The following is a 25,120-nucleotide window of genomic DNA, read 5'->3' as shown; positions in this document are numbered from 1 at the left end:
CAGCGTGGCAAGGCCGCCTCTTCAAAGACCGATCTTACTACTCCGCGGCGCGCGCGTAGTCGGCCGCCAGCGCGTAGTCTTCGACCGGCGGGCACGAGCAGATCAGGTTGCGGTCGCCATAGACGTTGTCGACGCGGCCGACCGGGCTCCAGTATTTGTCGGTGCGGGAGTTCGGCGCCGGGAAGCAGCCTTCGGTGCGCGGATAGGGCCGGGTCCACTCCGCGCTGGTGACGTCGTGCGCGGTGTGCGGGGCGTGGCGCAGCGGCGATTGCTCGATCTTGTAGCGCCCGTCTTCCACTTGCGCGATCTCGCGGCGGATCGCGATCATGGCATCGCAGAACCGGTCGATCTCGGCCTTGGATTCCGATTCCGTCGGTTCGATCATCAGCGTGCCCGGCACCGGGAAGCTCATCGTCGGTGCGTGGAAGCCGTAGTCGATCAACCGTTTGGCGATGTCGTCGACGGTGACCCCGGTCGTGGTCTTCAGCGGCCGCGGGTCGATGATGCACTCGTGCGCGACCCGGCCGCGGGCGTTGCGATACAGCACCGGGAAATGCGGATGCAACCTTGCTGCGATGTAGTTGGCGTTGAGGATCGCGATCTCGGTGGCGCGCTTCAAGCCGGCCGCGCCCATCATCAGAATGTAGATGTAGGAGATCGTCAGGATCGAAGCCGATCCCCACGGCGCTGCCGACACCGTGCCGCCGCCGTGCAGGCCGCCGTTCAGCGGCTCGCCCTCGGCGGGATGGCCGGGCAGGAACGGCGCCAGATGCGCCTTGACGCCGATCGGCCCCATGCCGGGACCACCGCCGCCGTGCGGAATGCAGAACGTCTTGTGCAGATTGAGGTGGCTGACGTCGGCGCCGTAACTGCCGGGCCGGGCGAGGCCGACCTGCGCATTCAGGTTGGCGCCATCGAGATAGACCTGACCGCCATGGGCATGGACGATGTCGCAAATCTCGCGGATGTGCTCCTCGAACACGCCGTGGGTCGACGGATAGGTGATCATCATCGCCGCTAGATTGGTGGAATTCGCTTCCGCCTTGGCGCGCAGATCGCCGACGTCGACGTCGCCATGGACGTCGCAGCCGATCACCACCACGTCCATGCCGGCCATCGCGGCGGAGGCCGGATTGGTGCCGTGCGCCGAGGACGGGATCAGGCAGATCCTGCGATGCGGCTCGCCGCGCGACAGATGATAGCCGCGGATCGCGAGCAACCCGGCATATTCGCCCTGGGCGCCGGAGTTCGGCTGCAGCGACACCGCGTCATAGCCGGTGATTTCGGCCAGCCAGGTTTCGAGCCGGGCGAACAGGGTATGATAGCCGGCGGCCTGCGCCTTCGGCACGAACGGATGCAGGCTGCCGAATTCGGGCCAGGTCAGCGGCATCATTTCGGTGGTGGCATTCAGCTTCATGGTGCAGGAGCCGAGCGGGATCATGGCGCGGTCGAGCGCCAGATCGCGGTCGGACAGCTTGCGCATGTAGCGCAGCAGCTCGGTTTCCGAGCGATAGTCCTGGAACGCGGCTTGGGTCAGGTAGTCGCTGGTCCGCTTCAGCGCACCCGGCAGAACGGAGCCGAGCGCATCGCCTGCCTCCTGCTCGATCGCGGCGTAGTCGAGCGATCCGCCAAACGCCCGCCAAAGCGCCTCGACAACGGCCGGCGTGGTGGTCTCGTCGAGCGAGATGCCGAGCGAGGACGCGTTGATCCGCAGGTTGATCTTTTCGGCCTCGGCGCGCGCCACGATGGCGTCGCGGCGGTCGCCGACTTCGATGGTCAGCGTATCGAAGTACGTGGCGTGGCTCGGGGCAAAGCCGAGTTGGCGCAGGCCGGCGGCCAGCACCGCGGTGCGCCGGTGGGCGCGGCGAGCGATCGCCGCGAGCCCGTCGGGGCCGTGATACACCGCGTACATCGCGTTGATCACCGCCAGCAGCACCTGCGCGGTGCAGATGTTGGAGGTCGCCTTTTCGCGGCGGATGTGCTGCTCGCGGGTCTGCAGCGCCAGCCGGTAGGCCGGCTGGCCGTGGCTGTCGATCGACAGCCCGACGATGCGGCCGGGCAGGCTGCGCTTGAGGCCGTCGCGCACCGCCATATAGCCTGCGTGCGGACCGCCATAGCCCATCGGCACGCCGAACCGCTGCGCCGAGCCGATTGCGATGTCGGCGCCGAGCTCGCCGGGCGGAGTGATCAGCGTCAGGGCGAGCAGGTCGGCGGCGACCACCGCCAGCGCGCCCTTCTGGCGCAGCGTCGCGATCACCGCGCGCGGATCGCGCAAGGCGCCCGACGAACCGGGATATTGCAGCAGCGCGCCGAACACGTCGGCGCCTTCCAGCTCGGTTTCCGGATCGCCGACGATGATCCGCCAGCCGAGCGGCTCGGCACGGGTGCGCAGTACCGCGATGGTCTGCGGATGGGTGTCGGCATCGACAAAAAATGCTCTGGCGCTCTTCGCGGCGGCGCGTTCTGCGAGCGCCATTGCCTCGGCTGCCGCGGTGCCTTCGTCGAGCAGCGAGGCGTTGGCGACGTCGAGCCCGGTGAGGTCGCAGATCATGGTCTGGAAGTTGAAGAGCGCTTCCAGCCGGCCCTGGCTGATCTCGGGCTGGTACGGCGTATAGGCCGTGTACCAGGCGGGATTCTCCAGAATATTGCGCTGGATCACGGTCGGCAGAATGGTGCCGTAATAGCCTTGGCCGATCAGCGAGGTGAACACTTGGTTCTGTGCGCCGAGTTCGGCCATATGCGCCAGCGCCTCGCTCTCGGTCAGCGGCGCACCGAGCTTCAGCGGCTCGCGATGCCGGATCGCGAAAGGCAGCGTCTCGGCGACGAGCTGCTCCAGGCTGCCGGCGCCGGCGGTCGCCAGCATCGCCGCGGTGTCTTGGGGTGACGGCCCGATATGCCGACGCACGAAATCGTTGGCGGCGTCGATCGGTCGGCGATGCGGCATGCTCTGGTCCTCGTCAATGCAACGGCCCGCAAAGGCAGGTTGCTCGGAAATCTCAGCGGCGTCATTGCGAGGAGCGAAGCGACGAAGCAATCCAGAGACTCGGCACGCTGCAATTGGATTGCTTCGCTTCGCTCGCAATGACGAATTCACGCGAACGGTCGGCCCGTCAGGCCGTGTGGGCCTTGTAGGCGGCCTCGTCCATCAGGCCGTCGAGTTCGGCTTTGTCGGCGATCTTCAGTTTGAAGAACCACGCGGCGCCGCCGGCGTCGGAATTCACCAGGCCGGGCTCGGTGCCGAGGGTCTCGTTGATCTCGACCACTTCGCCGGAGATCGGCGCGTAGACGTCGGACGCGGCCTTGACCGATTCGACCACAGCGACGGCTTCCGCTTTCTTCACAGCGCGGCTGACCTTGGGCAGCTCGACGAACACCACGTCGCCGAGCTGTTCCTGCGCGTAGTTGGTGATGCCGATCGTGGCGACGTCCCCCTCGATCTTCAGCCATTCGTGATCGGGGGTGTAGAGCGTGGTCATGACGAGTCCTCAGCGCTTGTAAGTGTTCGGAACGAACGGCATCGCCGTGACGCGCAGCGGTAGGCGCTGGCCGCGTACTTCGGCAAAAACGACGGTATCGCGCGCAGCCAGCGCGGCCGGCAGGTAGCCCATCGCCACCGGCGCGTTTAGGCTCGGCCCGAAGCCGCCGGAGGTGACGGTGCCGACCGGCGCGGTCGAATCGGTGGCCTCGAACAGCGGCGCGTTCTCGCGCACCGGGGCGCGACCTTCAGGCCGCAGGCCGACGCGCAGCCGCGTGGTGCCGCCATCGAGCTGGCCGAGAATCTCCGATGCACCCGGGAAGCCGCCGGGACGGGCGCCGCCGCTGCGGCGGCTCTTCTGGATCGACCAGTTCAGCGCCGCTTCGACCGGCGTCGTCGCCGTGTCGATGTCGTGGCCATACAGGCACAGCCCGGCTTCCAGCCGCAGGCTGTCGCGCGCCCCGAGCCCGATCGGCAGCACGTCGGGGTTGTCGAGCAGCGCGGTTGCCAGCTTTTCAGCGCCGTCCGCCGGCACCGAGATCTCGAAACCGTCCTCGCCGGTATAGCCGGAGCGCGACACGATGCAGGACAGGCCGTCGAGCGTGAGCTCGGCCACGTCCATGAATTTCAGCTTGGTGACGTCTGCACAGAATTTCGCCAGCGCGGCTTCCGCCTTCGGGCCCTGCAGCGCGATCAGCGCGCGATCGGTCAGCGCAGTCATCTCGCAGGCGTCCGACAGATGCGCCCGCAAATGCGCTTCGTCCTCGGCTTTGCAGGCGGCGTTGACCACCAGAAACAGCCGGTCGCCGAGATTGGTGACCATCAGGTCGTCGAGTATCCCGCCGGATTCATTGGTGAACTGCGCGTAGCGCTGGCGACCGGGCGGCAGCGCCACGATGTCCTGCGGGATCAGTGTTTCCAGCGCCCGCGCCGCGTCTTCGAGCTTGCCGGACTTCGCCCGCAGCTCGATCTGGCCCATATGCGAGACGTCGAACAGGCCTGCCGCGCTGCGCGTGTGAAGATGTTCTTTCAGCACGCCAGGCGCGTATTGCACCGGCATGTCGTAGCCGGCGAAGGGCACCATTTTGCCGCCGCGTGCCAGATGCAGCGCGTAGAGCGGCGTGCGTTTCAAGGATTGGGTGTCGTCACCCGCCAGCATGTTCAGGCTCCCAAGGTTCCCGAGACCGATTTCTCGTCACCATTCGAGCCCCATCTGTCGCTGTGCCTGAGAGCATTATCCCGTCGGCGGACCCGTCCCGGGATCGCCCGGCAGGGTCACTTTCCAGATGTCAGTTGGCCGCGCGGTCCGTTTGCCTGAGAGTTTCCGGGGCGGTTGCTCCTTCGGCGCCGGCCCCCTTCACTGAAGGATTGGGCCGATCTCTCCCGACGCGACTTAGTCTTAGGTAGGTAGGACACAAACACGGCCGCAGCAAGGCTGTCAACGCGGCTAGGTGAGCTATCAACGGGTCTTCGTAAACGCCCGCTGGGTGGGGCTCCCCGGCTGGCAAACACCTGAATCCATGCCCACTTTCTAGACAGCGCGCGCCCCCGCGTCTAAAAGGCATGACACCGGAAGAGGTGGGTTCGGCGGGCGTTTCGCGGGCATTCCGGGTGATTGGACGAACATGAGCGGCGTTAACGAAATTCGGTCTACGTTTCTGAACTACTTCGCCAAGAACGGCCACGAGATCGTGTCGTCGTCGCCGCTGGTGCCGCGGAACGATCCGACCTTGATGTTCACCAATGCCGGCATGGTGCAGTTCAAGAACGTGTTCACCGGGCTGGAGAAGCGCTCTTACCAGCGCGCCACCACCTCGCAGAAATGCGTGCGCGCCGGCGGTAAGCACAACGACCTCGACAATGTCGGCTACACCGCGCGGCATCTCACTTTCTTCGAGATGCTCGGTAATTTTTCGTTCGGCGATTATTTCAAAGAGCGCGCGATCGAGCTGGCCTGGAACCTGATCACCCGCGACTTCGGCCTGAAGAAGGACAAGCTGCTGGTCACCGTCTATCACACCGACGACGAGGCGGCCGGCTACTGGAAGAAGATCGCCGGTTTCTCCGACGACCGCATCATCCGCATCCCGACCTCCGACAATTTCTGGGCGATGGGCGACACCGGCCCGTGCGGCCCGTGCTCGGAGATCTTCATCGATCGCGGCGAGCATATTTTCGGCGGCCCGCCCGGCAGCCCCGATGAAGATGGCGACCGATTCCTGGAATTCTGGAATCTGGTGTTCATGCAATACGATCAGGTGACGAAGGACGAGCGCGTGCCGCTGCCGCGCCCGTCGATCGACACCGGCATGGGCCTGGAGCGGATGGCCTCCATCCTCCAGGGCGTCGACAGCGTGTTCGACACCGACCTGTTCCGCAGCCTGATCGACGCGACTTCGTCAGCGCTCGGCCGTGGCCCGACCGAACAGGACGCCGCCTCGTTCCGCGTCATCGCCGACCACCTGCGTTCGTCGTCGTTCCTGATTGCCGACGGCGTGCTGCCGTCGAACGAAGGCCGCGGCTATGTGTTGCGCCGGATCATGCGCCGCGCGATGCGCCACGCGCAGTTGCTCGGCGCCAGCGAGCCGCTGATGTGGCGGCTGGTGTGGGCGCTGGTGCGCGAGATGGGCCAGGCCTATCCAGAGCTGGTCCGCGCCGAGGCGATGATCGAAGAGACGATGCGGCTCGAAGAGACCCGCTTCCGCAAGACGCTCGACCGTGGCCTCGCGATCCTCGACGAGAAGAGCGCCGGCCTGAAGAAGGGCGACATGTTCGACGGCGAGACCGCGTTCACGCTGTACGACACCTATGGCTTTCCGCTCGACCTGACCCAGGACGCGCTGCGCAACCGCGGTATTAATGTCGATATCGCCTCCTTCACCGACGCGATGGATCGGCAGCGCGCCAAGGCGCGTGCGTCATGGGCGGGTTCGGGCGAGGCTGCGACCGAGGCGGTGTGGTTTTCGCTGCGTGAGAAGTTCGGCGCCACCGAGTTCCTCGGCTACGACACCGAGACTGCCGAGGGTGTGGTGACCGCGCTGGTCAAGGACGGCGCCGAGGTCGATGCGCTGAAGGCGGGCGATGCGGCTGCGATCGTGATGAACCAGACGCCGTTCTACGCCGAGTCCGGCGGTCAGGTCGGTGACACCGGCGTGCTCAGCGCCGACGGCGTCCGCTTCGTCGTCACCGACACGCTGAAGAAGGCCGGCGATCTGTTCGTGCATTTCGGCACCGTCGAGCAGGGCAGCATCAAGCTCGGCGACGCGCTGGCGCTCGATGTCGATCACGCCCGCCGTTCGGCGATCCGCGCCAATCACTCGGCGACACATCTCTTGCACGAGGCGCTGCGCCAGGTGCTCGGCGATCACATCGCCCAGAAGGGGTCGATGGTCGCGCCCGACCGGCTGCGTTTCGACTTCGTGCATCAGAAGCCGATCAGCACCGAGGAACTGCGCAAGGTCGAAGACATCGCCAACGACATCGTGCTGGAGAACGGCGAGGTGACTACTCGCCTGATGGCGGTCGACGATGCCCGCGAAGCCGGCGCCCGCGCGCTGTTCGGCGAGAAATACGGCGACGAAGTCCGCGTGGTGTCGATGGGCAAGGCGGCGCGCGAGCACGGCTCCAACGCCCTCGGCTGGTCGGTGGAACTGTGCGGCGGCACCCATGTGAAGCGCACCGGCGACATCGGCCTGGTGTCGATCACCGCGGAGAGCGCGGTCGCGGCCGGCGTCCGCCGCATCGAGGCGCTCACCGGGCGCTACGCGCGGCAGAGCGCCAATGCGGCGATCGCCACGGCGAAGCTCGCCGCCGCCGAGCTGCGGACCACGCTGGACGACATGCCATCGCGTATCACCGCGCTGATGGACGAACGCAAGAAGCTGGAGCGCGAACTCTCCGAGGCGCGCAAGAAGCTGGCGATGGGCGGCAGTGCGTCCGGAGACGGCGCTGCGTCCGACGTCCGCGACATCGGCGGCATCAAGCTGATGGCGCGCGCGGTCGAGGGCATCGAGATCAAGGATCTCAAGGGCCTCGTCGATCAGGGCAAGAAGCAGATCGGCTCCGGCGTGATCGCACTGGTGGCGACCAGCGAAGACGGCAAGGGCTCGATCGTGGTCGGCGTCACGCCCGATCTGGTGTCGCGGTTCTCCGCTGTCGATCTGGTCCGCAAGGCGTCTGAAGTGCTCGGCGGCAAGGGGGGCGGCGGCAAGCCCGACATGGCTCAGGCCGGCGGTCCCGACGGCTCCAAGGCAGCCGCCGCACTCGACGCGATCGCGGCCGCCATCGGCGGATAAGCATGTCCGATGCGCTCGCGTGGCGGGTCGAGCAGGCCTGTCTCAATGCCTGGCCGGCGTTGCGCAGCGCGGTCGACGGCGACTGGCTGTTGAGGTTCGGCGAGGGCGTGTCGCGGCGCGCCAACTCGGTCAATCCGCTGCACGACCGCGCCGAGTTGATTGCGCCGCAGTTGGATGGCTTCGACGCGTTGTATCGTCACCACGGCCTTCCGCTGATCGTGCGCGTGCCGTCGCTGCTCGCAGGGGCCGCGGAGCTCAATCGCGAACTCGATCAGCGCGGCTTCGGGTGCGAGGGTGAGGCCCGCACGCTGTATCGCAGCCTGACGCGCGAGAGCTTTGCCGACGCAATACCCGATGTCACCGTTGCTCCACGCGCCGACGCCGAATGGCTGGCCGCGATCGCGCGGCTGCAGGGGCAGTCGCCGTCGCACGCGGCCGTCTATGCCCGCGTCGTCGATGCGATCGCGCTGCCGACTGGCTTCTTCGCGCTTCGCCGGGACGGCCGCATCGTCGCCACCGCCTACGGCATGCTGCACAGCAGTCTGGTGGTGATCGAGTCGGTGGTGGTCGATGAAGCGCTACGCGGCCACGGTCTCGGCAGGCGCCTGATGATCGCGCTGCTGGCCTGGGCCGCCGCCCAAGGCGCCACCGGCGCTTGCCTGCAAGTCGTTGCCGACAACAAAGCGGGCCGCGCGCTGTATGCGAGCCTGAGCTTCGACCTGGAGCTGTATCGCTATCACTATCGCCGGACGGCGCAAAACTAACAGCCTTACCCCGTCATTCCGGGTTCGCGTTACGTACACCCCGGAATGACGGACGCGGACATTCGCGGTACGAAGTTTGTCCGCTACGCTTCTACACAGCCTCGCTGATCACCGGCATTTCGATCGTCTGCGGCGGCGGCTCAATGATCGCCTCTTCGACGCAGAATTTCACGGCGTCCCGCAGCGTCAGTACCGTCGCGTCGGCCTGCGCGGATTCGTTGGTATCGGCCAGTTGCGGAGTCTCCGCCGACCACAAGGCGACGATGATCTTGGCGTGCGGCGCCTTGCGGCGCAGGCGGCGGACGGCGTAGCGGATATGGGTCGTGTTCGACGCCTCGAGATACGACAGGCAGATCAGAGCGACGTTCGAGACGTCGAGGCCAAAGATGTTCTTGGTGGACAGCGCGCTCGATGGCTCGACACGGGCGCCGATGCCGTGCACGCGGCACAAATGCGCCAGCATCAGCGCCGCGGCTTCGTCCAATTGCGACCGTCCGCCGATGCACATCACCGGCGCGGCGCCTTGCCATCCAGGCTTGAGATCAGCCGGCTTCAGCACTGCGATGTCGTCGTCGGCGTGATCGACCGGCGCCACTTCGACTGCGGCAGCTGCCTCGGCGTCGGTGGTGGCTTCGTCGCCGTCCGGCGCCTGATCGATTTCGTCCGTGAGGTCCTCGGTGAACTCCTGCACCGTCTCCTTGATCCGCGTCAGGCGCACGGCGTCGAGTGCGTCGCGATCGAGGTCGGCCTGGGCGAGTTGCAGGCCTTTCAGTGCGACGTCGTCGTAATACGACGACAGCGACCGTTCTTTGAGAAACTGCTCGGCCTTCTCGGCCGCTTCGGCCGGGTCGCCGGCTAGCATGCGCTGATAGAAGATCTCCGGCGGCGACAGCGCCGGCCGATCACCGAACATTACGTCGAGAAACGCCAACCGCTCGACGTGCCGTCCCAGCACGACGAGACACACCGTCAGCGGCGTGGCAAGAACGAGGCCGATCGGGCCCCACAGCGCGGTCCAGAACGTCGCCGAGATCACCACGGCGACCGGCGAGAGCCCGGTGCTACGGCCGTACACCATCGGCTCGACGACATGGGCGATCGCCGGTTCGATCACGAAGAACAGGATCGCCGTCCACACCAGCATTGTCCAGCCGGGATCGACCGCGACCGCCAGGGTCAGTGGGAAGGCCGCTGAGATGATCGATCCGATATACGGCACGAAGCGCAGCACCGCGGCGAGAATGCCCCACAGCGCCGGGCTCGGCACGCCGATGATCCACAACCCGGTGCCAATCAGCACGCCGAAGCCGGAGTTGATCAGCAGCTGATTGAGGAACAAGCGGCTCAGCCGGCTGGCGGCATCATCCAGCGCCGCGGTCGTGCGCTGCAGATCGCGCGTGCCGGCGAGCCGGATCAGCCGATTGCGCAGGTCCTCCCGCTGCAACAGGATGAAGATGACGAAGATCACGATGATGCCGGTCGTCGCCAGCGGCGAGATCAGCGGCGCGATCAGAGATCGCAAGTTCGCCAAGGTCCCCGGGTCGGGTTGCAGGACTTCGACCGGAACGGGGGTGACCGGTCTCGACGACGACGTCGGCGGATTGCTCAGCGACGGCGCGGGCGCGTTCTTCGGTTTGTTCAGTTCTTTGCTGAGATTCTGCAGCATCCCCTCGGCGCGTTCGAGCGTCGTGGAACCGCCGGTCACGCCGCGCAGCGAGGTGATCTTGGATTGGATCGTGGATTGGTACTGCGGCAGGTCGTCGGCCAGTCGCGACAGCTGCGTCGCGATCAGGCTGCCGAGCGCGAAGATCACCGCGAAGGCGAAAAGAACGGTGGTGATCGCCGCGATTGCCCGCGGCACCCGCAGCGACTGCAGGAAGTTGACCGGGCGAGCCAGCACGAAGCTCAGCAGGATCGCCAGGGCGACCGGGACGAACACCTCTCGGCCGACATACAGCGCCAAGATGATGATGACGGCCAGGATCGTGACCGCGCAGGCGCCGACCAGACCGGCGACGTCTTCCAGGGATTGGGCTTTGCCCAGCTTCATCAGGTCGAGGCTTTCGATCGCAATGGAGATCGGACGGGGGAGGCCGATCAGCTGACTTCGAAGCTGCGAACGCTGCTCGAGACACGAGGCAGACTGACCGCATCAACCGATAAGTTCGGTCGCGGTGATCTGTTCCGTGCCGTCGTTCAGCGCGGGTCTGAATGGTAGGAGAGCGCGGAGATACCGACGTGGCGCGAGAGATGTAGGTTTTTGCGGAGCTACGCCCTCAATCCGCCGCAACGCCTTCGCGGACCTGCTTCTTCCTGGTGTCGCGTTCGTCGTGGATGGCGGCGATCACTTTCCCGGCCGGGATGCCGAGAGTCTGCAGCACGGAACTGGCGATCTCGAAGCTGGCTTCCAGCACTTCGCGGATCACGTCGGTGGCGCCGAGCTGGAACAGTCGCGCCGCATGGTCGGCGTCGCGGGCGCGGACGATGATCGGCAGGTCGGCGCGTTCGGCGCGGGCGGCGGCGACGACGTGCTCGGCCGCGGCGGCGTCGTGCATCGTCACCACCATCGCCGGCGTGTCGCCGAGGCCGCATTTGCGCAGGAACGCGCGCTGGCTGGCGTCGCCATAGACCACATCGGCGCCGGCCTTGCGCGCCCGCGCCACCGCCTCGGCGTCGACATCGATGCCGATGAACGGCTTGCCCTGCTTGGTCAGGATCTCGCCGACGATGCGGCCGACCCGGCCGTAGCCGACCAGGATGATCAGCGGCGTGTCGCCGGGGCGGGGATCGGTGTGGCCGGCCTCGACCGCCACCGCGCTGCGCGCCCGCGCACTGGCCTTGCGGCTGAGCCGCGCCAGATACGGCGTCAGCATCATCGTGCCGGACGACACCAGCAGCATGAACTGTTCGACCTCGCGGGTGACAAGGCCGCTCGAACTGGCGAGGCCCAGGACGAGGAAGGCGAATTCGCCGCCGCCGGCGAGCAGCAGGCTGGCCTCGGCGATCACCGGCCGCGACAGCCGGAACATCCAGGTGAGGCCCGCGATCACCACCGCCTTCAACGCCGTCATGCCGATCACCGAGGTGGCGACCATCACCGGATAGCGCGCGACTTCCGCCAGATCGATCCGCATGCCGACCGAGATGAAAAACAGCCCGAGCAGCATGCCCTTGAACGGCTCGATGTCGACCTCGACCTGGCGGCGGAATTCGGTCTCGGCCAGCACCAGGCCGGCGAGGAACGCGCCGAGTGCCATCGACAGCCCGGCGACGTGGGTGACCAGCGAGGTGCCGACCACCACGAACAGGATCGTCGCCATGAACAATTCGCGGTTGTTGGTCGAGGCCACCAGCCGGAACAGCCGCCGCAGCACCAGCCGGCCGAAGCCGATGATCAGCAGGATCGCGGCGGCCGCCTGCACCAGCGCCATCAGCAGACCGAACCAGACCTGGCCGGCCCCGATCGACGCGTCACCTGCCGCCGCGCCGGCCTTGCCGAACACCACGATCAGAAACAGGATCGGCACCACCGCCAGATCCTGCGCCAGCAGCACCGCGAAGATGCTACGGCCGGCGATGGTGGCGAGTCGCTTCTGCTCGGCGAGGAGCTGCAGCACGATCGCGGTCGAGGACAGCGCCAGACAGGCGCCGATCACCAGACTGGACTCCACCGTGTTACCGAACGCCAGAGCGATGCCGCTGATCGCAGCGGTCGTCAGCACCACCTGCGACATGCCGAGGCCGAACACCAGGCGCCGCATCGTCCACAGCCGGTCGAACGACAATTCCAGGCCGATCGTGAACAGCAGAAACGCGACGCCGAGTTCGGCAAGGCGGTCGACCGCGTCTTGCGAAGTAATTGCGATGTAACTGAGTACCGGAAGATCGGCTCCGATCCGGCCGAGGCCGTGCGGGCCGAGCACCAGCCCGGCGACCAGAAAGCCGAGCACCGGACTGACGCGAAACCGGGTCATCACCGGGATCAGGACGCCTGCAGTCCCGAGAAACACCAGGGCTTCGCGGTATACTCCAACATCGTTCTCGACTGACATCGTTCCTCAACCCACATGCGGTAGCTGGATGCGGCGGTCTCCCGCGCGTCCGTCGCAAGCTGCGGCAATACACCGCGATTCGAGTTCCGGCCCAACTCTGGTTTCTTTGTGCCGCGTGCACTGCGGCGATCGGTAGCCTTCATTCGGGTGGAAAGTCGCGGCTTCATGCCGCACAACAGGACGATGGAGCACAATACACCCCTGATTTCCACCATCGTGGCCGGTTTGGTGCTGGCATTCGCTCTCGGTGTCGTGGCGCAGCGGCTGAAGATCTCGCCGCTGGTCGGTTATCTGCTCGCCGGCGTGGTGATCGGTCCGTTCACGCCGGGCTATGTGGCCGACCAAAGTCTCGCCAACGAACTCGCCGAGATCGGCGTCATTCTGCTGATGTTCGGCGTCGGACTGCATTTCTCGCTGAAGGATCTGCTCGAAGTCCGGGCGATCGCGATTCCCGGCGCGGTGGTGCAGATCGGAGCCGCGACCGTGCTCGGCGCCGGGCTGGGTCATGCGCTCGGCTGGCCGTTCGGCGCCGGCCTGGTGTTCGGTCTGGCGCTGTCGGTCGCGAGCACCGTGGTGCTGCTCCGCGCGCTGCAGGAGCGCCGCCTGGTCGACAGCGAGCGCGGCCGGATCGCGGTCGGCTGGCTGATCGTCGAAGACATCGCCATGGTGCTGACGCTGGTGCTGCTGCCGGCGGTCGCGGGGCTGCTCAAGGGCGAGGCCACCACCGCCAGCTGGGAGACGGTGCTGTGGCCGGTGGCGCTGACGCTCGGCAAGGTGTTCGCCTTCATGGTTTTCATGCTGGTGGTCGGCCGCCGCATCATCCCTTGGATGCTGCACTACGTGGCGCACACCGGCTCGCGCGAACTGTTTCGGCTCGCGGTGTTGGCGATCTCGCTCGGCGTCGCGTTCGGCGCCGCGGTGCTGTTCGACGTCTCGTTCGCGCTGGGGGCGTTCTTCGCCGGCATGATCCTGTCGGAGTCCGAGCTGAGCCAGCGCGCCGCCAACGAGACGCTGCCGCTGCGCGACGCCTTCGCGGTGCTGTTCTTCGTTTCCGTCGGCATGCTGGTCGATCCGGCGATCGTGGTCCGCGAGCCGCTGCCGCTGCTCGTCACCGTGCTGATCATCGTGTTCGGCAAATCGATCGCGGCGTTCCTGATCGTGCGGCTGTTCGGCCATCCCAACATGACGGCGCTGACGATTTCCGCCTCGCTGGCGCAGATCGGCGAGTTCTCCTTCATCCTCGCCGGGCTCGGCGTCGCGCTCGGGTTGATGCCGGAGCGTGGCCGCGATCTGGTGCTTGCCGGCGCGATCATCTCGATCATGCTCAATCCGTTGATGTTCGTGCTGCTCGACCGCGTCAGCGCCAAGGTCGCGGCGGCTGCCGAAGCCGCCAAGCAGGCGGCCAAGGAGGCTGCAGCCGCCGCGGCGCCGGCGCAGCCGCGCGGCCATGTCGTTCTGGTCGGCCACGGCCGGGTCGGCTCGAATGTCAGCGCGGTGCTGCGCCGAATAGGTGCCGACGTGGTGGTGATCGAGAACGACGACGAGCGGGTGGCTCGGCTGCAGCGCGAGGGCTTCGTGGCGATCAACGGCAACGCCGCCGCCCAGGAAATCCTCGATGCAGCCGAGATCGCTCAGGCTCACGGTCTGTTGGTGGCGATCCCCAACGCGTTCGAAGGTGGCCAGATCATCTCGAAGGCGCGCGCGGTCAATCCCGGCCTGTTGATCATCGCCCGCGCACACTCCACCGAGGAAGTGACGCATCTGAGGAGCAACGGCGCCAACCTGGTGATCATGGGCGAAGACGAAATCGCCCGCGCGATGATCGCAAGGCTCGGCGTCGAGGCCGGCAGCGGCGACGCAGGCGCTGGCGGCAGTCCGATCAGCAGCTCCACCGCCCCGGCTTCGGCCGGCGCGGCGGCTTGATCCAGACGGCCGTGCATCCGCAAGGCGCCTCAGCCGGCGCGCTTGCGCCGCCGTCCTATCCACAACCAAAGCCCGGTCGCATACAGAACCGGAAGCGCGATGCCACACAGGAAAACGACCGCTTGTCCGAGCATGCCGAGCCGCATATCGGTGTGCAGCGGGTTCAGCCAGTCGCGCCGGAGGGCGGAGTCCGCCTCAACGGTCTCCACCAGAGGCGTGGTGCATCCCGTTCTGACCTCCACAGTCAGGTCGTTGCGGATCGATGTCGGTGAACGCAACCTGATCTGATACGCGCCGGCCGGCCCTCGTGGCAGGACGACGCCGACGATGTGGGCGCTACGATGCGTCTGCGCCACGGCTGCCAATGCGGCGTTAATGTCCGCGCCGGCCGCACAGGCCGGAGCGATTGCCTGGGCCGTCGGCTTGGCCGGTGCTGGCCCGGGCAGTCCCAGCCACTCCGGTTTGGTAAGAGTCACTCCGGTGGCCGCCAGCACGAGCATGGGCGCCAGCAGATACGCGGCCGACACGCCATGCCATTCGATCAGGCTTCGCCGCCCGGAGGCGGATGTGTTAATCCAGAATGATCGCCACCATTTTCGCTGCCGCGGCCGCCACAGATACGCGCCTGACAGCAGCGATGCCGCGAGGCCGATGCCGCACCAACCGACCACGTCGGCGCCCAGCGAACTTGGCAGCAGCAACCGGCGATGCAGATTCACCACCGCTGCGAACCACGATCGATCGAACGCGAACAGTCCGAGCGGCTCGCCGCTCTGAGGATGTACGAACACCACGCCAAGATCGCCCGGCGGCAGGCGACCGAATACGATCGCCGCGTCGCCGGGCAGGAATCCCGCGCCCGGCGCGTTGGCTCCGATCACCTTCAGCTCGGGATAGCGCTCTCTCGTTCGCTCGATCCACCGGTCCGCAGTGGCGTCCGGCCGCCCCGCGATGCGCGGCGGCTTGACGATCTCGCGTCCGACTTCGAGGGCGACCAGCGGCTCTTTCAGCACCAGCAGCGCGCCGCTCGCGCCGATCAAGGCGAGGCCGGCACCGACGGTGAGCGCAAGCGAAAGATGCAGCGCACGCCAGATGCGGCGAGCCGACGGCCGCCGCACGGCGTGATCGGGGCGCTTCGTCACTGCTACAGTAGCTTCAACGTGCCGTTACGATAGATCGGCCCCTGCACCTTGCCGCCGGTGAGCACGTTGGTCTGATATTGCTGGGTGACGCCGTCGAGCGTCGTCGACAGTTCAGCACGGAAGCTGGCAAAGCCGGCCGAATCGATCTGCTTTGGCACGTCACCTTTCGCGAACAGCCGCTGCTTGGCTTCGTCGGGCGCCTGTGCGCGCACCCCGCCGCTCACCATCAGGTCGACGATCAGGCGGTCGCCCCGCCACCGGGCGGAGCCGCTGGCTCCCAGTTCGGCGTCGTCGAGCACCAACGATCCGGCGACCAGATAGTCACCGCTCGGCAGCGCGGTGAAGCCGAGGCGCAACGTGCCGGTCTCGCCGTCCTCTGACAGCCACGCCCAACGATGTTCACCGCGATAGGCGACGGCGGTTTGCGTCAGGCCGGGTCTTAGCTCGTGCGCCGAAGCGAGGCAGGGCATCGTCGACGCCCACACCGCGACGATCGCGGCCCGGGTCAGGTGTGTCATGAAGCGCATCGTTTGGTCTCCTGAATGGCTCACCACCGGTAGCGAAGGCTGGCGATGACCGAGCGGTCGAAGCCGGCGTTGCAGCTCGTGGCCGAGCAGCTCACATAGTACTGCTTGTTGGTGAGGTTGGTCGCGTTGACGGCGAGACGCATCCCCTTCAGATCGCGATGAAGCTTGCCGAGATCGTAGTGAAGCGCGGCGTCGAACAGCACATAGGACGGCACGCCGATAGTGTTGGCGGAATCCGCGAAGCTCTCGCCCACATAGCGCGTGCCGAGGCCAGCGCCGAAGCCGGCCAGCGGGCCGCTCTGGAACGTGTAGTCGCCCCACAGTGACGCGGTGTCCGCAGGCAGCCCGGTCGGACGGTTGCCGAGCTCGGCTGCGGTGTTGCTCTTGGTCACGGTCAGTTCGGCGTGGGTATAAGAGGCCACGAGATTCAGGCCTGCGATCGGATTGGCGACGCCCTGAAGCTCGAACCCGCGGGAACGCACCTCTCCGACTTGAAGACGATTGAGCGAATTGTTCGGATCAGTGGTCTGCACGTTTTCCTGATAGAGATCGAACACCGACATGGTGACGAAGCTGCTCGCCCCGGCCGGCTGGTACTTGATGCCGATCTCCGCTTGCCGTCCGATGGTCGGCTTGTAGGGCTGGCCGTAGAAGTCGGTCCCGAGCACCGGGCTGAACGAGGTCGAATAGCCGATATAGGGCGCGAGGCCGACGTCGCTGAGATAGACGAGCCCTGTCCGGTAGGTGAACGCCTTGTCGTCTTGCGTCGCGGTCGAGCGCTTCAGGCGGTTATCCGTGGCGGTGTTCGACCAGTCCTGCCGCCCGCCGAAGCTCAGTACCCAACGTCCGTCGAACTTGATCTGCTGCTGGCCATAGATGCCGATCTGGTCGGAGGTCTGCCAGGTCGAGGCGCTCGCCGTGGTCGCCGCACCGATCGGCTGGTTGTAGACTGGATTGAAAATGTCGATCGATGGAGCGCGGCCGCTGTTGAGGTAGTAATCCTCGGTCGAACGGCGATAGTCGACGCCGGCCAGCGACACGAACTGCGTCGAGCCCATCCACCAGTCGGCCTGGATCTGATTGTCGGACGCGTAGGTGTCGCCAACGATGCGGAATTGATACAGCGCGCGATTGAGTGTCCGCTGGTCGGCCGCAAGACTCATGCCCGACGCGGTGTTGGTCAAAAGGTCGACGTGGCCGTAGCGGAAATTCGACCGCATCGTGAAGGTGTCGTCGAGATTGCGCTCGAACAGATAGCCGGCCGAATATTGCGTGCGATCGTTGTCGAGACCGGGCTGGTCAAGGAACTGGTTGCGCGGCAATTGCCCGTTCTTGTTCGGAAGCAGCGTGCCCTGGATCGGAATGTACGGGCGCGGCGGCCCGAACTTCTCGTGGCTGTAGTCGATCAGGATGGTCAGCGTGGTGTCGATATCCGGCCGCCAGGTGAATGCCGGCGCGATGAACACCTTGTCGTCCGGGATCGCCTTGAATTGCGTATTGCTGTCGCGAGCCAGTCCGGTCAGCCGGTAGAGAAACTGGCCGTCCTTGTCGATCGGGCCGCTGAGATCGAACTGCCCCTGCAGCCGGTCGAAGCTGCCGCCCTGCAGCATCACTTCGTGGAAAGGCTTGTCGAGCGGTCGCTTGGTGATGAGGTTGATCAGGCCGCCCGGTGCGTTCTGGCCATACAGCACCGAGCTCGGCCCGCGCAGCACCTCGACGCGTTCGAGACCGTAAGGCTCGGTCTTGGGCCAGGCTTGGGCGGTGGTGCCGCGCAGGCCGTCGCGCAGGATTCCGCTGCTGCTGGCATCGAAGCCGCGAATGCTGAACGTGTCGAAGCGCTGCGAGATCGCCGGTGTTGTCGCGACAACGCCGGCCGAGTAGCGCAGGGCGTCGGTCACCGACTGCACGTTCTGTGCATCCATCTGCTGGCGGTTGATCACCGAAATCGACTGCGGCGTTTCGATCAGCGGCGTATTGGTCTTGGTTCCTGTCGTGCTGGTCCGGGCGACGAATCCCGACCCGTCGGCGTCGCGCGCGGTTGTCGCCCGCGAGGTCGGGCGGGGAGGCGCTGCGGGGGCGGCGGTTACGGTCGGCGGTGTAGCCCTCCGTTTCGGCTTGCTCTGCTTCGGGGCACTGACGACCACGGCAGGCAGCGCGCTCGCGGCCGGGGAGGAGGGCGCAGTTCCCGCAGCCTGAGCCCGCGCATCGTCGGCCACCGCACCCATCAACAGCAATGCACTCATCGGCAGCGTCGCTGCGTATCTGCGGCTGCGCCGCAGCGCTTGCTGGCGTGAAGAAGTTAGTTCGGCGGAACGCGGCTGTGTCGTCATCGTGTTATTCCTCCAGGACGCGGCACAGAAGCGTGACTGCGAGGAATGCGACAAGCCGCCGGACTTTTGATATCCGGACGATTTCTTACGATTACAAACGTTCTACGATCGCGGCGCGGCCGAACGGTCGCAGAGCGGAATTACAGCAGATCGCGCGGAGAAATCCCGAAGCGCTTTCGGAACACCGCCGAGAAGTAAGCGGGCGTGTAGCCGACGCGATGCGCGGCCTCCGAGACGTTGGTGGCGCCGCTCGACAGTAGCCGGTAAGCTTCGTTCAAGCGGGCATCCTGCAGGAAGTCGTTCACAGTGGTTCCGAACGCCGCCTGGAAACCGTCCGTCAGCTTCCGGGTGTTCATTCCCACCGCTGCCGCCAGGGCCGGCAAATTCGGCGGAGCTCCGAGCCGTTCCAGAAGGATGGCGCGGGCTTTTTTCAAGCGCTCGACATCGCCGAGCGAAGGCCGCAGCGTCTCGATCGCGGAGTTGGTGTCGACCGCGTCGCATGCCAAAGCGAGGATCTCGATCGCCTTGGCGGACAGGAACAGATCCCGCGCCGCGCCGACAAACGGGCACACCTCGAGCTGCGTGCACAGCGCCTGCAGTGCGCGCGGCGCCTCGATGTGTTGCAGGCTCGGTCGATCGGTGCAGAACAGCGGCGCCAACGGATCCCGTTCGCGGTCGGCCTCGCTGCCGGGCTCAAAGGCAGCCTTGACCATCACGTAATGCAACGGCTCGTCGGCCGTTATCATCTGGCGACCGGAGGCATCGGCCGGCGCTCGGATCACACAGACCGTGGGGCCGGCGATACTGAATTCGCCCCCGCAGCCGTCGATCTGCGCCCGCATCGCACCGCGCAGGACAACGACCACCTTGGTGCCGTGATGCAACTGCTCGTCGACCCAATCACCATCCGGTTGTTGCAGAACGCCGCTGGCCAGATCGATCTGTGAGATTGCGCCCGTCCACCTGTGCTCCAAAGTCATGCTTCCGCCGTTGAACACCACTGGTGACAATGAGCCACACTATGACACCGAAGCCCGGCCACGGCACCGGGACGCCGCAGGGACGAGTCGAGAACATCTCAAAAGTGACCGAGATGGTTCAGCACCAATGGTCTGCCGTCCGCCCGTTCTGGTTCCGCAGTCGGATCGCTCACGCTGGCAGTGTGCGCGGTCCGAACAGGATAACGCTCATGCCGACCAGGCAGATCGCGGCGCCGATGACGTCCCACTGGTCGGGGCGGTTGCCTTCGATCGCCCAGCCCCACAGCAGCGCGCTGGCGATGTAGATGCCGCCATAGGCCGCATAGGCGCGACCGGCGAGCGGGCTGTCGGCCAGCGTCAGCAGGTAAGCGAACAGCGCCAGCGCAAGCATGCCGGGGATCAGCCACAGCGGCGACTTGTCGAGCCGCAGCCACGCCCAGAACGCGAAGCACCCGGTGATCTCCATCAGCGCGGCGGCGCAGAAGGTCAGCAATGAAGTCATGAGCGTGAGCCGTGGCTTTCGATGAATCGGCATATTGATCGCCGCGCCGAACCATAGACGAGCCGCGCCGCCAACGAAAAAGGCGCGGGGAGCAGGGCCCCGCGCCTTTCGCGTATTCAGTCGCTGCGCCCGATCAGGCGGCCTTGGTCTCGCTCATCGCCTTGTGCAGGTTCTGCGCGACCTTGTCGAGGAAGCCCTCGGTCGACAGCCAGCGCTGGTCGGCGCCGACCAGAAGCGCGAGGTCCTTGGTCATCGCGCCGGCTTCGACGGTTTCGACGCAGACCTTCTCGAGCAGGTCGGAGAAGCGGGCCAGCTCTTCGTTGCTGTCGAGCTTGGCGCGATGCGCCAGGCCGCGGGTCCAGGCGAAGATCGAGGCGATCGAGTTGGTCGAGGTCGCCTTGCCCTTCTGGTGTTCGCGATAGTGGCGGGTGACGGTGCCGTGCGCGGCTTCGGCTTCCACCGTCTTGCCGTCCGGCGTCATCAGCACCGAGGTCATCAGGCCGAGCGAGCCGTAGCCCTGCGCCACGGTGTCGGACTGCACGTCGCCGTCGTAGTTCTTACAGGCCCAGACGTAGCCGCCCGACCACTTCAGCGCCGAAGCGACCATGTCGTCGATCAGCCGGTGCTCGTAGGTCAGACCCTTGGCGTCGTATTCCTTCTTGAACTCGGCGTCGAAGATCTCCTGGAAGATGTCCTTGAAGCGCCCATCATAGACTTTCATGATGGTGTTCTTGGTCGACAGGTAGACCGGGTAGTTGCGCATCAGGCCGTAGTTCAGCGAGGCGCGGGCGAAGTCCTTGATCGACTCGTCGAGGTTGTACATCGACATCGCGACACCGGCGCCGGGCGCCTTGAACACTTCGCGCTCGATCACCGAGCCGTCTTCGCCGACGAACTTCATTGTCAGCGTGCCCGGGCCGGGGAACTTGATGTCGGTCGCGCGGTACTGATCGCCGTAGGCGTGGCGGCCGATCACGATCGGCTTGGTCCAGCCCGGCACCAGCCGCGGCACGTTCTTGCAGATGATCGGCTCGCGGAAGATCACGCCGCCGAGGATGTTGCGGATGGTGCCGTTCGGCGACTTCCACATGCTCTTGAGGTCGAACTCCTTCACCCGCGCTTCGTCCGGGGTGATGGTGGCGCACTTCACGCCGACGCCGACCTGCTTGATGGCGTTGGCCGCATCGATGGTGACCTGATCGTCGGTCTTGTCGCGGTGCTCCATCCCGAGGTCGAAATACATCAGCTCGACATCAAGGAACGGGGTGATGAGCTTGTCCTTGATCATCTGCCAGATGATCCTGGTCATCTCGTCACCGTCGAGTTCCACGACGGGATTTTTCACCTTGATTTTCGCCATGCGGGATCGGGCCTTCTTGTGATTCTGCGCTTCAAAGGGGCGGGAATTGGACTAAAGCCGCGCCCGCTATAGCACCGCGCCGGACGGGCCGAAAGGCGATTGGGGAAGCAATTTGGACGGATTCGCAGCGCGTTCGCGCATGGCTCGGCCAGTTCGCGGCCGCGTGCGCCGCCGCGGCTGGATGCGGGGCGGGCGGGCGCTGTGTCAGGCGCACGTCACACCGCCTAAAACGCGCCGGTAAAACCACTATTTGCTTGAGAAATTTCCGCCGCCTTGGCAACGGGAGGGCGCGGCGGCCGCCGGCGACCGGCCAGCCTGCCGCGGCTTTCCCGCTTCTCCTCGCGCCGCCTCGGATCACTCCGAGGGGCGCCCGTTTTTGAAAGACCTTGCCCATGTCCGGCTCCGGCACCGACCGATCCAAGCCCGCGGCCGCGCTCGATGGCCCGGTGGTGATTCTGGTCGAGCCCCAATTGGGCGAGAACATCGGGATGTGCGCGCGCGCAATGGGCAATTTCGGGCTGACCCGGCTGCGGCTGGTGAAGCCGCGCGACGGCTGGCCGAACATCGCCGCCCAGCGCTCGGCCGCCGGCGCCGACCACATCCTGAACGCGGTCGAGCTGTTCGACAGCGTCGCCGACGCGGTGAAGGACTGCACGCTGCTGTTCGCCACCACCGCGCGCGCCCATGACCAGGCCAAGCCGGTGCGCGGACCGGAAGCCGCTGCGCAGGAGATCGTCGCCGAGACCGCCACCGGCGGCACCACCGGCCTGATGTTCGGCCGCGAGCGCCATGGCCTGGAGAACGACGAGGTCGCGCTCGCCAACCGCATTATCACCTTCCCGGTCAATCCGGCGTTCGCCTCGCTGAACCTGGCGCAAGCGGTGCTGCTGATGGGCTACGAGTGGTTCAAGCACGCCACCCAGAACGCGCTGCCTTACGAGATGCCGGAGCGCAGCCCGCGCGCCTCGCAGCATCAGATCGACGCGTTCTTTTCCAATCTGGTCGCAGAGCTCGACCGCGTCGAATTCCTCCGCCCGCCGGAAAAGCGCGACACCATGCTGGTGAACCTGCGCAACATCTTCACCCGGATGGAGCCGTCCAAGCAGGACATGCATACGCTGCACGGCGTGGTGATGGCGATCGCCGACGGCCGCAAGGGCCCGGCCAAAGGCGGCGTGCTCGACGGCGATCAGGCCACGCGGCTGCGCGCGCTGCTGGCCGAACGCGCGGCCGGCGGCGCCGAGGCCGAGGGCGGCTCGCTGCGCGGGCTGGCGCGGCTGCTCCGCCGCAACCCGACCGACGCCGAGCGGCTCTTATGGGAGAAGCTGCGCACCGACCGCCGCTTCGCCGGCAACTTCAAGCGCCAGACCCCGGTCGGCCGCCACATCCCGGATTTCGTCTCCTTCACCCGCCGCGTCGCGATCGAGCTGATCCATCCGGGAGAAGGCGAGATGGTCGCGAACGACCGCGCCGCGCGCAAAGACTGGCTGGCAGAGCGGGACTATCGGGTGGTGTGGATCGAGGCGGCCGAGATCACCGCCGACATCGCCCCCGTGCTGGAGCGGCTGGAGACGGCGCTGGCGCGCGCCTGATTGACTTCACGCCCCGGCTGAGATTCGCTTCGTGCCAAGCGGCGGCTCGCCGCATTGCAAGGAAGCGGGAGGGGACATGACCACGACACCGACAATGCGCCGCGCGGGATGGCTCACCGGCCTCGGCCTGCTGGCCGCCGCCCTGGCGACGACGGGTGCGCGTGCCGACGAGGTCGGCGGCACCTGGCTGCGCGACACCGGCGCTTCCAAGGTCAAGTTCGCGCCGTGCGGCGGCGCGCTGTGCGGCACGCTGGTGTGGATCAAGCCGGGCGTCGAGACCCCCGCCAAGGTCGGCCAGAAGGTGTTCTTCGATATGAAGCCCACCGGGCCGAACGCCTGGGCCGGGAGCGCCTTCAATCCGGAGGACGGCAAGACCTACACCGGCAAGATGAATCTCTCCGGCGGCACCCTGACCACCCAGGGCTGCGCGATGGGCGGCCTGATCTGCAAGTCCTCGACCTGGACGCGGGCGAACTGAGTGGAGGCGCGCCAGCAAGGTCTGGAGAGCTTGCCCAAGGTCATCTTGCCTGATGTTCTGCAGCGCGGGCTCAGAGTTGTGTTCTGCGGCACCGCCGCCGGCCGCGCGTCCGAGAAGGCGCAAAGCTACTATGCGCACGGCCGGAACAAGTTCTGGAGCGTACTGAGCGAAACGGGCCTCACGACACGAAAGCTGGCGCCGCACGAGTTTCGCGAGGTGACGAACTTCGGCATCGGCCTGACGGATCTGTGCAAGGATGTCGCCGGAAGCGATCATGAGGTCCGGCCGCGGCCGGAACATCGGGTGGTGCTCAGACGTAAGATCGAAGAGCACCGCCCCGACTTTCTCGCCTTCACCAGTCTGGAAGCTGCGAAGCGGTTTGTCGGTCGCAGGGTCGGCCTGGGGCGTTATGAGGAGAGCATCGGAACGACGTCGATCTATGTGCTGCCATCGACCTCGCCGATGGCGGATTGGAATTGGCTGGCGAACAAGATCCACTGGTGGGAGTTTGCCGAACTGGTCCGCTCCTCTTGATCGAGGGCTGCGGTGTCGCTGCGTCAGGTCGTCGTCTGCCGACCGTCAATGGAGTTCAACTTGAGCGTCGCTTTTACCAAGGAAGACAGTGCCGAGACCGCCTCGGAGACCGTGCTGCCGGATCGCCCGATCTCGGAGCATCCGAATCTCGTCACCGCGGCCGGGCTCGCGGCACTCGAGGTGCAGCTTGCGGAAGCGAAGGCCGCGCTCGAAGCCGCTGGTTTAATCGAGGATGTCAACGAACGCCGCCGCGCCGAAGCGATCCCCTTGCGTGACGCGCGCTACTACGCGGCGCGCGTTCGCACCGCGCAGGTGATGCCCGATCCGCCGTCGACCGACGAGATCGCGTTCGGCTCCACCGTCACCTTCCGCCGCGCCGACGGCCGCGTCCAAACCTACCGCATCGTCGGCGAAGACGAGGCCGACCCCAATGCCGGCACGATCTCATTCGTCGCCCCGGTCGCGCGCTTGCTGATGGGCAAGAGCGTCGGCGACGTGGTCGGGAAGGGCGCGCAGGAGTTGGAGGTAGTGGGGATTGCGTGATGGATCTTAGCATCTCCTTATGCAATTCCTTACTCCCTTGGAGTGGACCATTGCGGGCGCTTCAAGTCGGCTCCTGAGAACATCTTTTGCAGAACGTCGATCTGTTGGCCGACAAAAGTTCTGATGGCCTCTCGATCTTCCTCCGTTGCTTTGCGGCCCTCAAGTTCAGTTGCAAAGGTCTCCAAAAACAGCCGTACACTATTCAACGTCAAACTTGTTGCGACTAGGTACCGGGCCGTAGAGCGACTTCCTTGATCATCGAGCTCAAAGATCGGAAATTGATCTATTTCATTGGCCACAGCAGTCATGCTCAATGCAGCTTGGCGAAGTGACAGAGAGAACGGCAGAAAATGGATCGACGTGCGATGATAGCTCTCCAAGGCCTCGTAGCCATGCGAAAGAAGCCGCGCTGCCGCACTTCTTAGCTGTCGCTTCCGTCGCCAAGCTGGAGCGAAAGCTGTGAAATATGTGATTGCGATAGCAATCATCGCGCCGACGAATTGAGCCCAACCTGCCAGCTTGTCATGTAATTCAAGCCAAGCGATCAGATCGTGTGCCCAGCCAAGAATGCCTTTCATCGTGTTTCCATTCAGCCCGCAGGGCGCAATAGCGAAGCGAGCGTA

The 25,120-nt window shown here is 65.9% G+C and carries 19 protein-coding genes and 1 riboswitch; of the genes, 7 read left to right on the top strand and 12 right to left on the bottom strand.

The features are described from left to right. Positions 1 to 37 precede the first annotated feature (37 nt). The 3 genes from gcvP to gcvT all read right to left on the bottom strand — a co-directional run bounded on the left by gcvP (position 38) and on the right by gcvT (position 4,634). On the bottom strand, positions 38 to 2,944 hold the full coding sequence (gcvP, locus tag M9H71_RS20160) for an aminomethyl-transferring glycine dehydrogenase (protein WP_455406697.1): 2,907 nt from the start codon (positions 2,942 to 2,944) through the stop codon (positions 38 to 40). Between the two features lie 166 nt (positions 2,945 to 3,110). Next, a complete protein-coding gene (gcvH, locus tag M9H71_RS20155) occupies positions 3,111 to 3,476 on the bottom strand; it encodes a glycine cleavage system protein GcvH (RefSeq protein ID WP_455406696.1) in 366 nt (121 codons plus the stop codon). 9 nt (positions 3,477 to 3,485) lie between these two features. Beyond that, positions 3,486 to 4,634 (bottom strand): glycine cleavage system aminomethyltransferase GcvT, encoded by a 1,149-nt coding sequence (gene gcvT, locus M9H71_RS20150; protein WP_455406695.1) that lies wholly within the window; start codon positions 4,632 to 4,634, stop codon positions 3,486 to 3,488. Between the two features lie 133 nt (positions 4,635 to 4,767). Beyond that, positions 4,768 to 4,872: riboswitch (glycine riboswitch) on the bottom strand. Between the two features lie 228 nt (positions 4,873 to 5,100). Between gcvT and alaS the strand changes: the two genes are divergently transcribed. Together alaS and M9H71_RS20140 are read left to right on the top strand one after the other, a co-directional pair. Beyond that, positions 5,101 to 7,770: an alanine--tRNA ligase gene (alaS, locus tag M9H71_RS20145; RefSeq protein ID WP_455406694.1), complete on the top strand. Its 2,670-nt coding sequence runs from the start codon at positions 5,101 to 5,103 to the stop codon at positions 7,768 to 7,770. Between the two features lie 2 nt (positions 7,771 to 7,772). Further along, positions 7,773 to 8,534: an N-acetyltransferase family protein gene (locus M9H71_RS20140; protein ID WP_455406693.1), complete on the top strand. Its 762-nt coding sequence runs from the start codon at positions 7,773 to 7,775 to the stop codon at positions 8,532 to 8,534. A 91-nt stretch (positions 8,535 to 8,625) separates the two neighbouring features. Here M9H71_RS20140 and M9H71_RS20135 read toward each other — a convergent pair whose 3' ends face one another. Both M9H71_RS20135 and M9H71_RS20130 read right to left on the bottom strand, forming a co-directional pair. Continuing rightward, positions 8,626 to 10,584 carry an AI-2E family transporter gene (locus M9H71_RS20135; protein WP_455406692.1) on the bottom strand — a complete coding sequence of 653 codons (1,959 nt, stop codon included), beginning with the start codon at positions 10,582 to 10,584 and terminating at the stop codon, positions 8,626 to 8,628. 226 nt (positions 10,585 to 10,810) lie between these two features. Then, entirely contained in the window at positions 10,811 to 12,586 is a 1,776-nt protein-coding gene (locus tag M9H71_RS20130; protein WP_455406691.1) for a cation:proton antiporter domain-containing protein, read from the bottom strand. Positions 12,587 to 12,751: 165 nt separating this feature from the next. On the opposite strand from M9H71_RS20130, the gene ybaL reads away from it, so the two are divergent. Continuing rightward, on the top strand, positions 12,752 to 14,509 hold the full coding sequence (gene ybaL / locus M9H71_RS20125; protein WP_455406690.1) for a YbaL family putative K(+) efflux transporter: 1,758 nt from the start codon (positions 12,752 to 12,754) through the stop codon (positions 14,507 to 14,509). Between the two features lie 29 nt (positions 14,510 to 14,538). On the opposite strand, the gene M9H71_RS20120 is transcribed toward ybaL, so the two are convergent. The 6 genes from M9H71_RS20120 to M9H71_RS20095 all read right to left on the bottom strand — a co-directional run bounded on the left by M9H71_RS20120 (position 14,539) and on the right by M9H71_RS20095 (position 21,350). Further along, positions 14,539 to 15,651, bottom strand: coding sequence for a PepSY-associated TM helix domain-containing protein (locus M9H71_RS20120; protein WP_455406689.1), 1,113 nt, complete (start codon positions 15,649 to 15,651; stop codon positions 14,539 to 14,541). Between the two features lie 2 nt (positions 15,652 to 15,653). Beyond that, positions 15,654 to 16,169 carry a hypothetical protein gene (locus tag M9H71_RS20115; RefSeq protein WP_455406688.1) on the bottom strand — a complete coding sequence of 172 codons (516 nt, stop codon included), beginning with the start codon at positions 16,167 to 16,169 and terminating at the stop codon, positions 15,654 to 15,656. Between the two features lie 29 nt (positions 16,170 to 16,198). Then, positions 16,199 to 18,421 carry a TonB-dependent siderophore receptor gene (locus tag M9H71_RS20110; RefSeq protein ID WP_455406687.1) on the bottom strand — a complete coding sequence of 741 codons (2,223 nt, stop codon included), beginning with the start codon at positions 18,419 to 18,421 and terminating at the stop codon, positions 16,199 to 16,201. 227 nt (positions 18,422 to 18,648) lie between these two features. Continuing rightward, positions 18,649 to 19,509, bottom strand: a complete 861-nt coding sequence (locus M9H71_RS20105; RefSeq protein WP_455406686.1) for a helix-turn-helix transcriptional regulator — start codon at positions 19,507 to 19,509, stop codon at positions 18,649 to 18,651. A 148-nt stretch (positions 19,510 to 19,657) separates the two neighbouring features. Continuing rightward, a complete protein-coding gene (locus M9H71_RS20100) occupies positions 19,658 to 19,990 on the bottom strand; it encodes a YnfA family protein (RefSeq protein ID WP_119019004.1) in 333 nt (110 codons plus the stop codon). Between the two features lie 133 nt (positions 19,991 to 20,123). Then, a complete protein-coding gene (locus M9H71_RS20095) occupies positions 20,124 to 21,350 on the bottom strand; it encodes an NADP-dependent isocitrate dehydrogenase (protein WP_455406685.1) in 1,227 nt (408 codons plus the stop codon). Between the two features lie 392 nt (positions 21,351 to 21,742). Between M9H71_RS20095 and M9H71_RS20090 the strand changes: the two genes are divergently transcribed. The 4 genes from M9H71_RS20090 to greA all read left to right on the top strand — a co-directional run bounded on the left by M9H71_RS20090 (position 21,743) and on the right by greA (position 24,497). Beyond that, positions 21,743 to 22,942 carry a TrmJ/YjtD family RNA methyltransferase gene (locus M9H71_RS20090; protein WP_455406684.1) on the top strand — a complete coding sequence of 400 codons (1,200 nt, stop codon included), beginning with the start codon at positions 21,743 to 21,745 and terminating at the stop codon, positions 22,940 to 22,942. Between the two features lie 76 nt (positions 22,943 to 23,018). Then, positions 23,019 to 23,420 (top strand): DUF2147 domain-containing protein, encoded by a 402-nt coding sequence (locus M9H71_RS20085; protein ID WP_455406683.1) that lies wholly within the window; start codon positions 23,019 to 23,021, stop codon positions 23,418 to 23,420. Then, positions 23,421 to 23,954 (top strand): mismatch-specific DNA-glycosylase, encoded by a 534-nt coding sequence (locus M9H71_RS20080; protein ID WP_455406682.1) that lies wholly within the window; start codon positions 23,421 to 23,423, stop codon positions 23,952 to 23,954. Between the two features lie 60 nt (positions 23,955 to 24,014). Continuing rightward, positions 24,015 to 24,497 carry a transcription elongation factor GreA gene (greA, locus tag M9H71_RS20075; protein WP_455406681.1) on the top strand — a complete coding sequence of 161 codons (483 nt, stop codon included), beginning with the start codon at positions 24,015 to 24,017 and terminating at the stop codon, positions 24,495 to 24,497. Between the two features lie 29 nt (positions 24,498 to 24,526). Here the strand turns inward: greA and M9H71_RS20070 are convergent, their stop codons facing one another. Beyond that, a complete protein-coding gene (locus M9H71_RS20070; protein ID WP_455406680.1) occupies positions 24,527 to 25,075 on the bottom strand; it encodes a hypothetical protein in 549 nt (182 codons plus the stop codon). Positions 25,076 to 25,120: the final 45 nt, after the last annotated feature.

It is taken from the genome of Rhodopseudomonas parapalustris, assembly GCF_053772255.1.
This window is presented reverse-complemented; position numbering and strand designations above follow the sequence as displayed.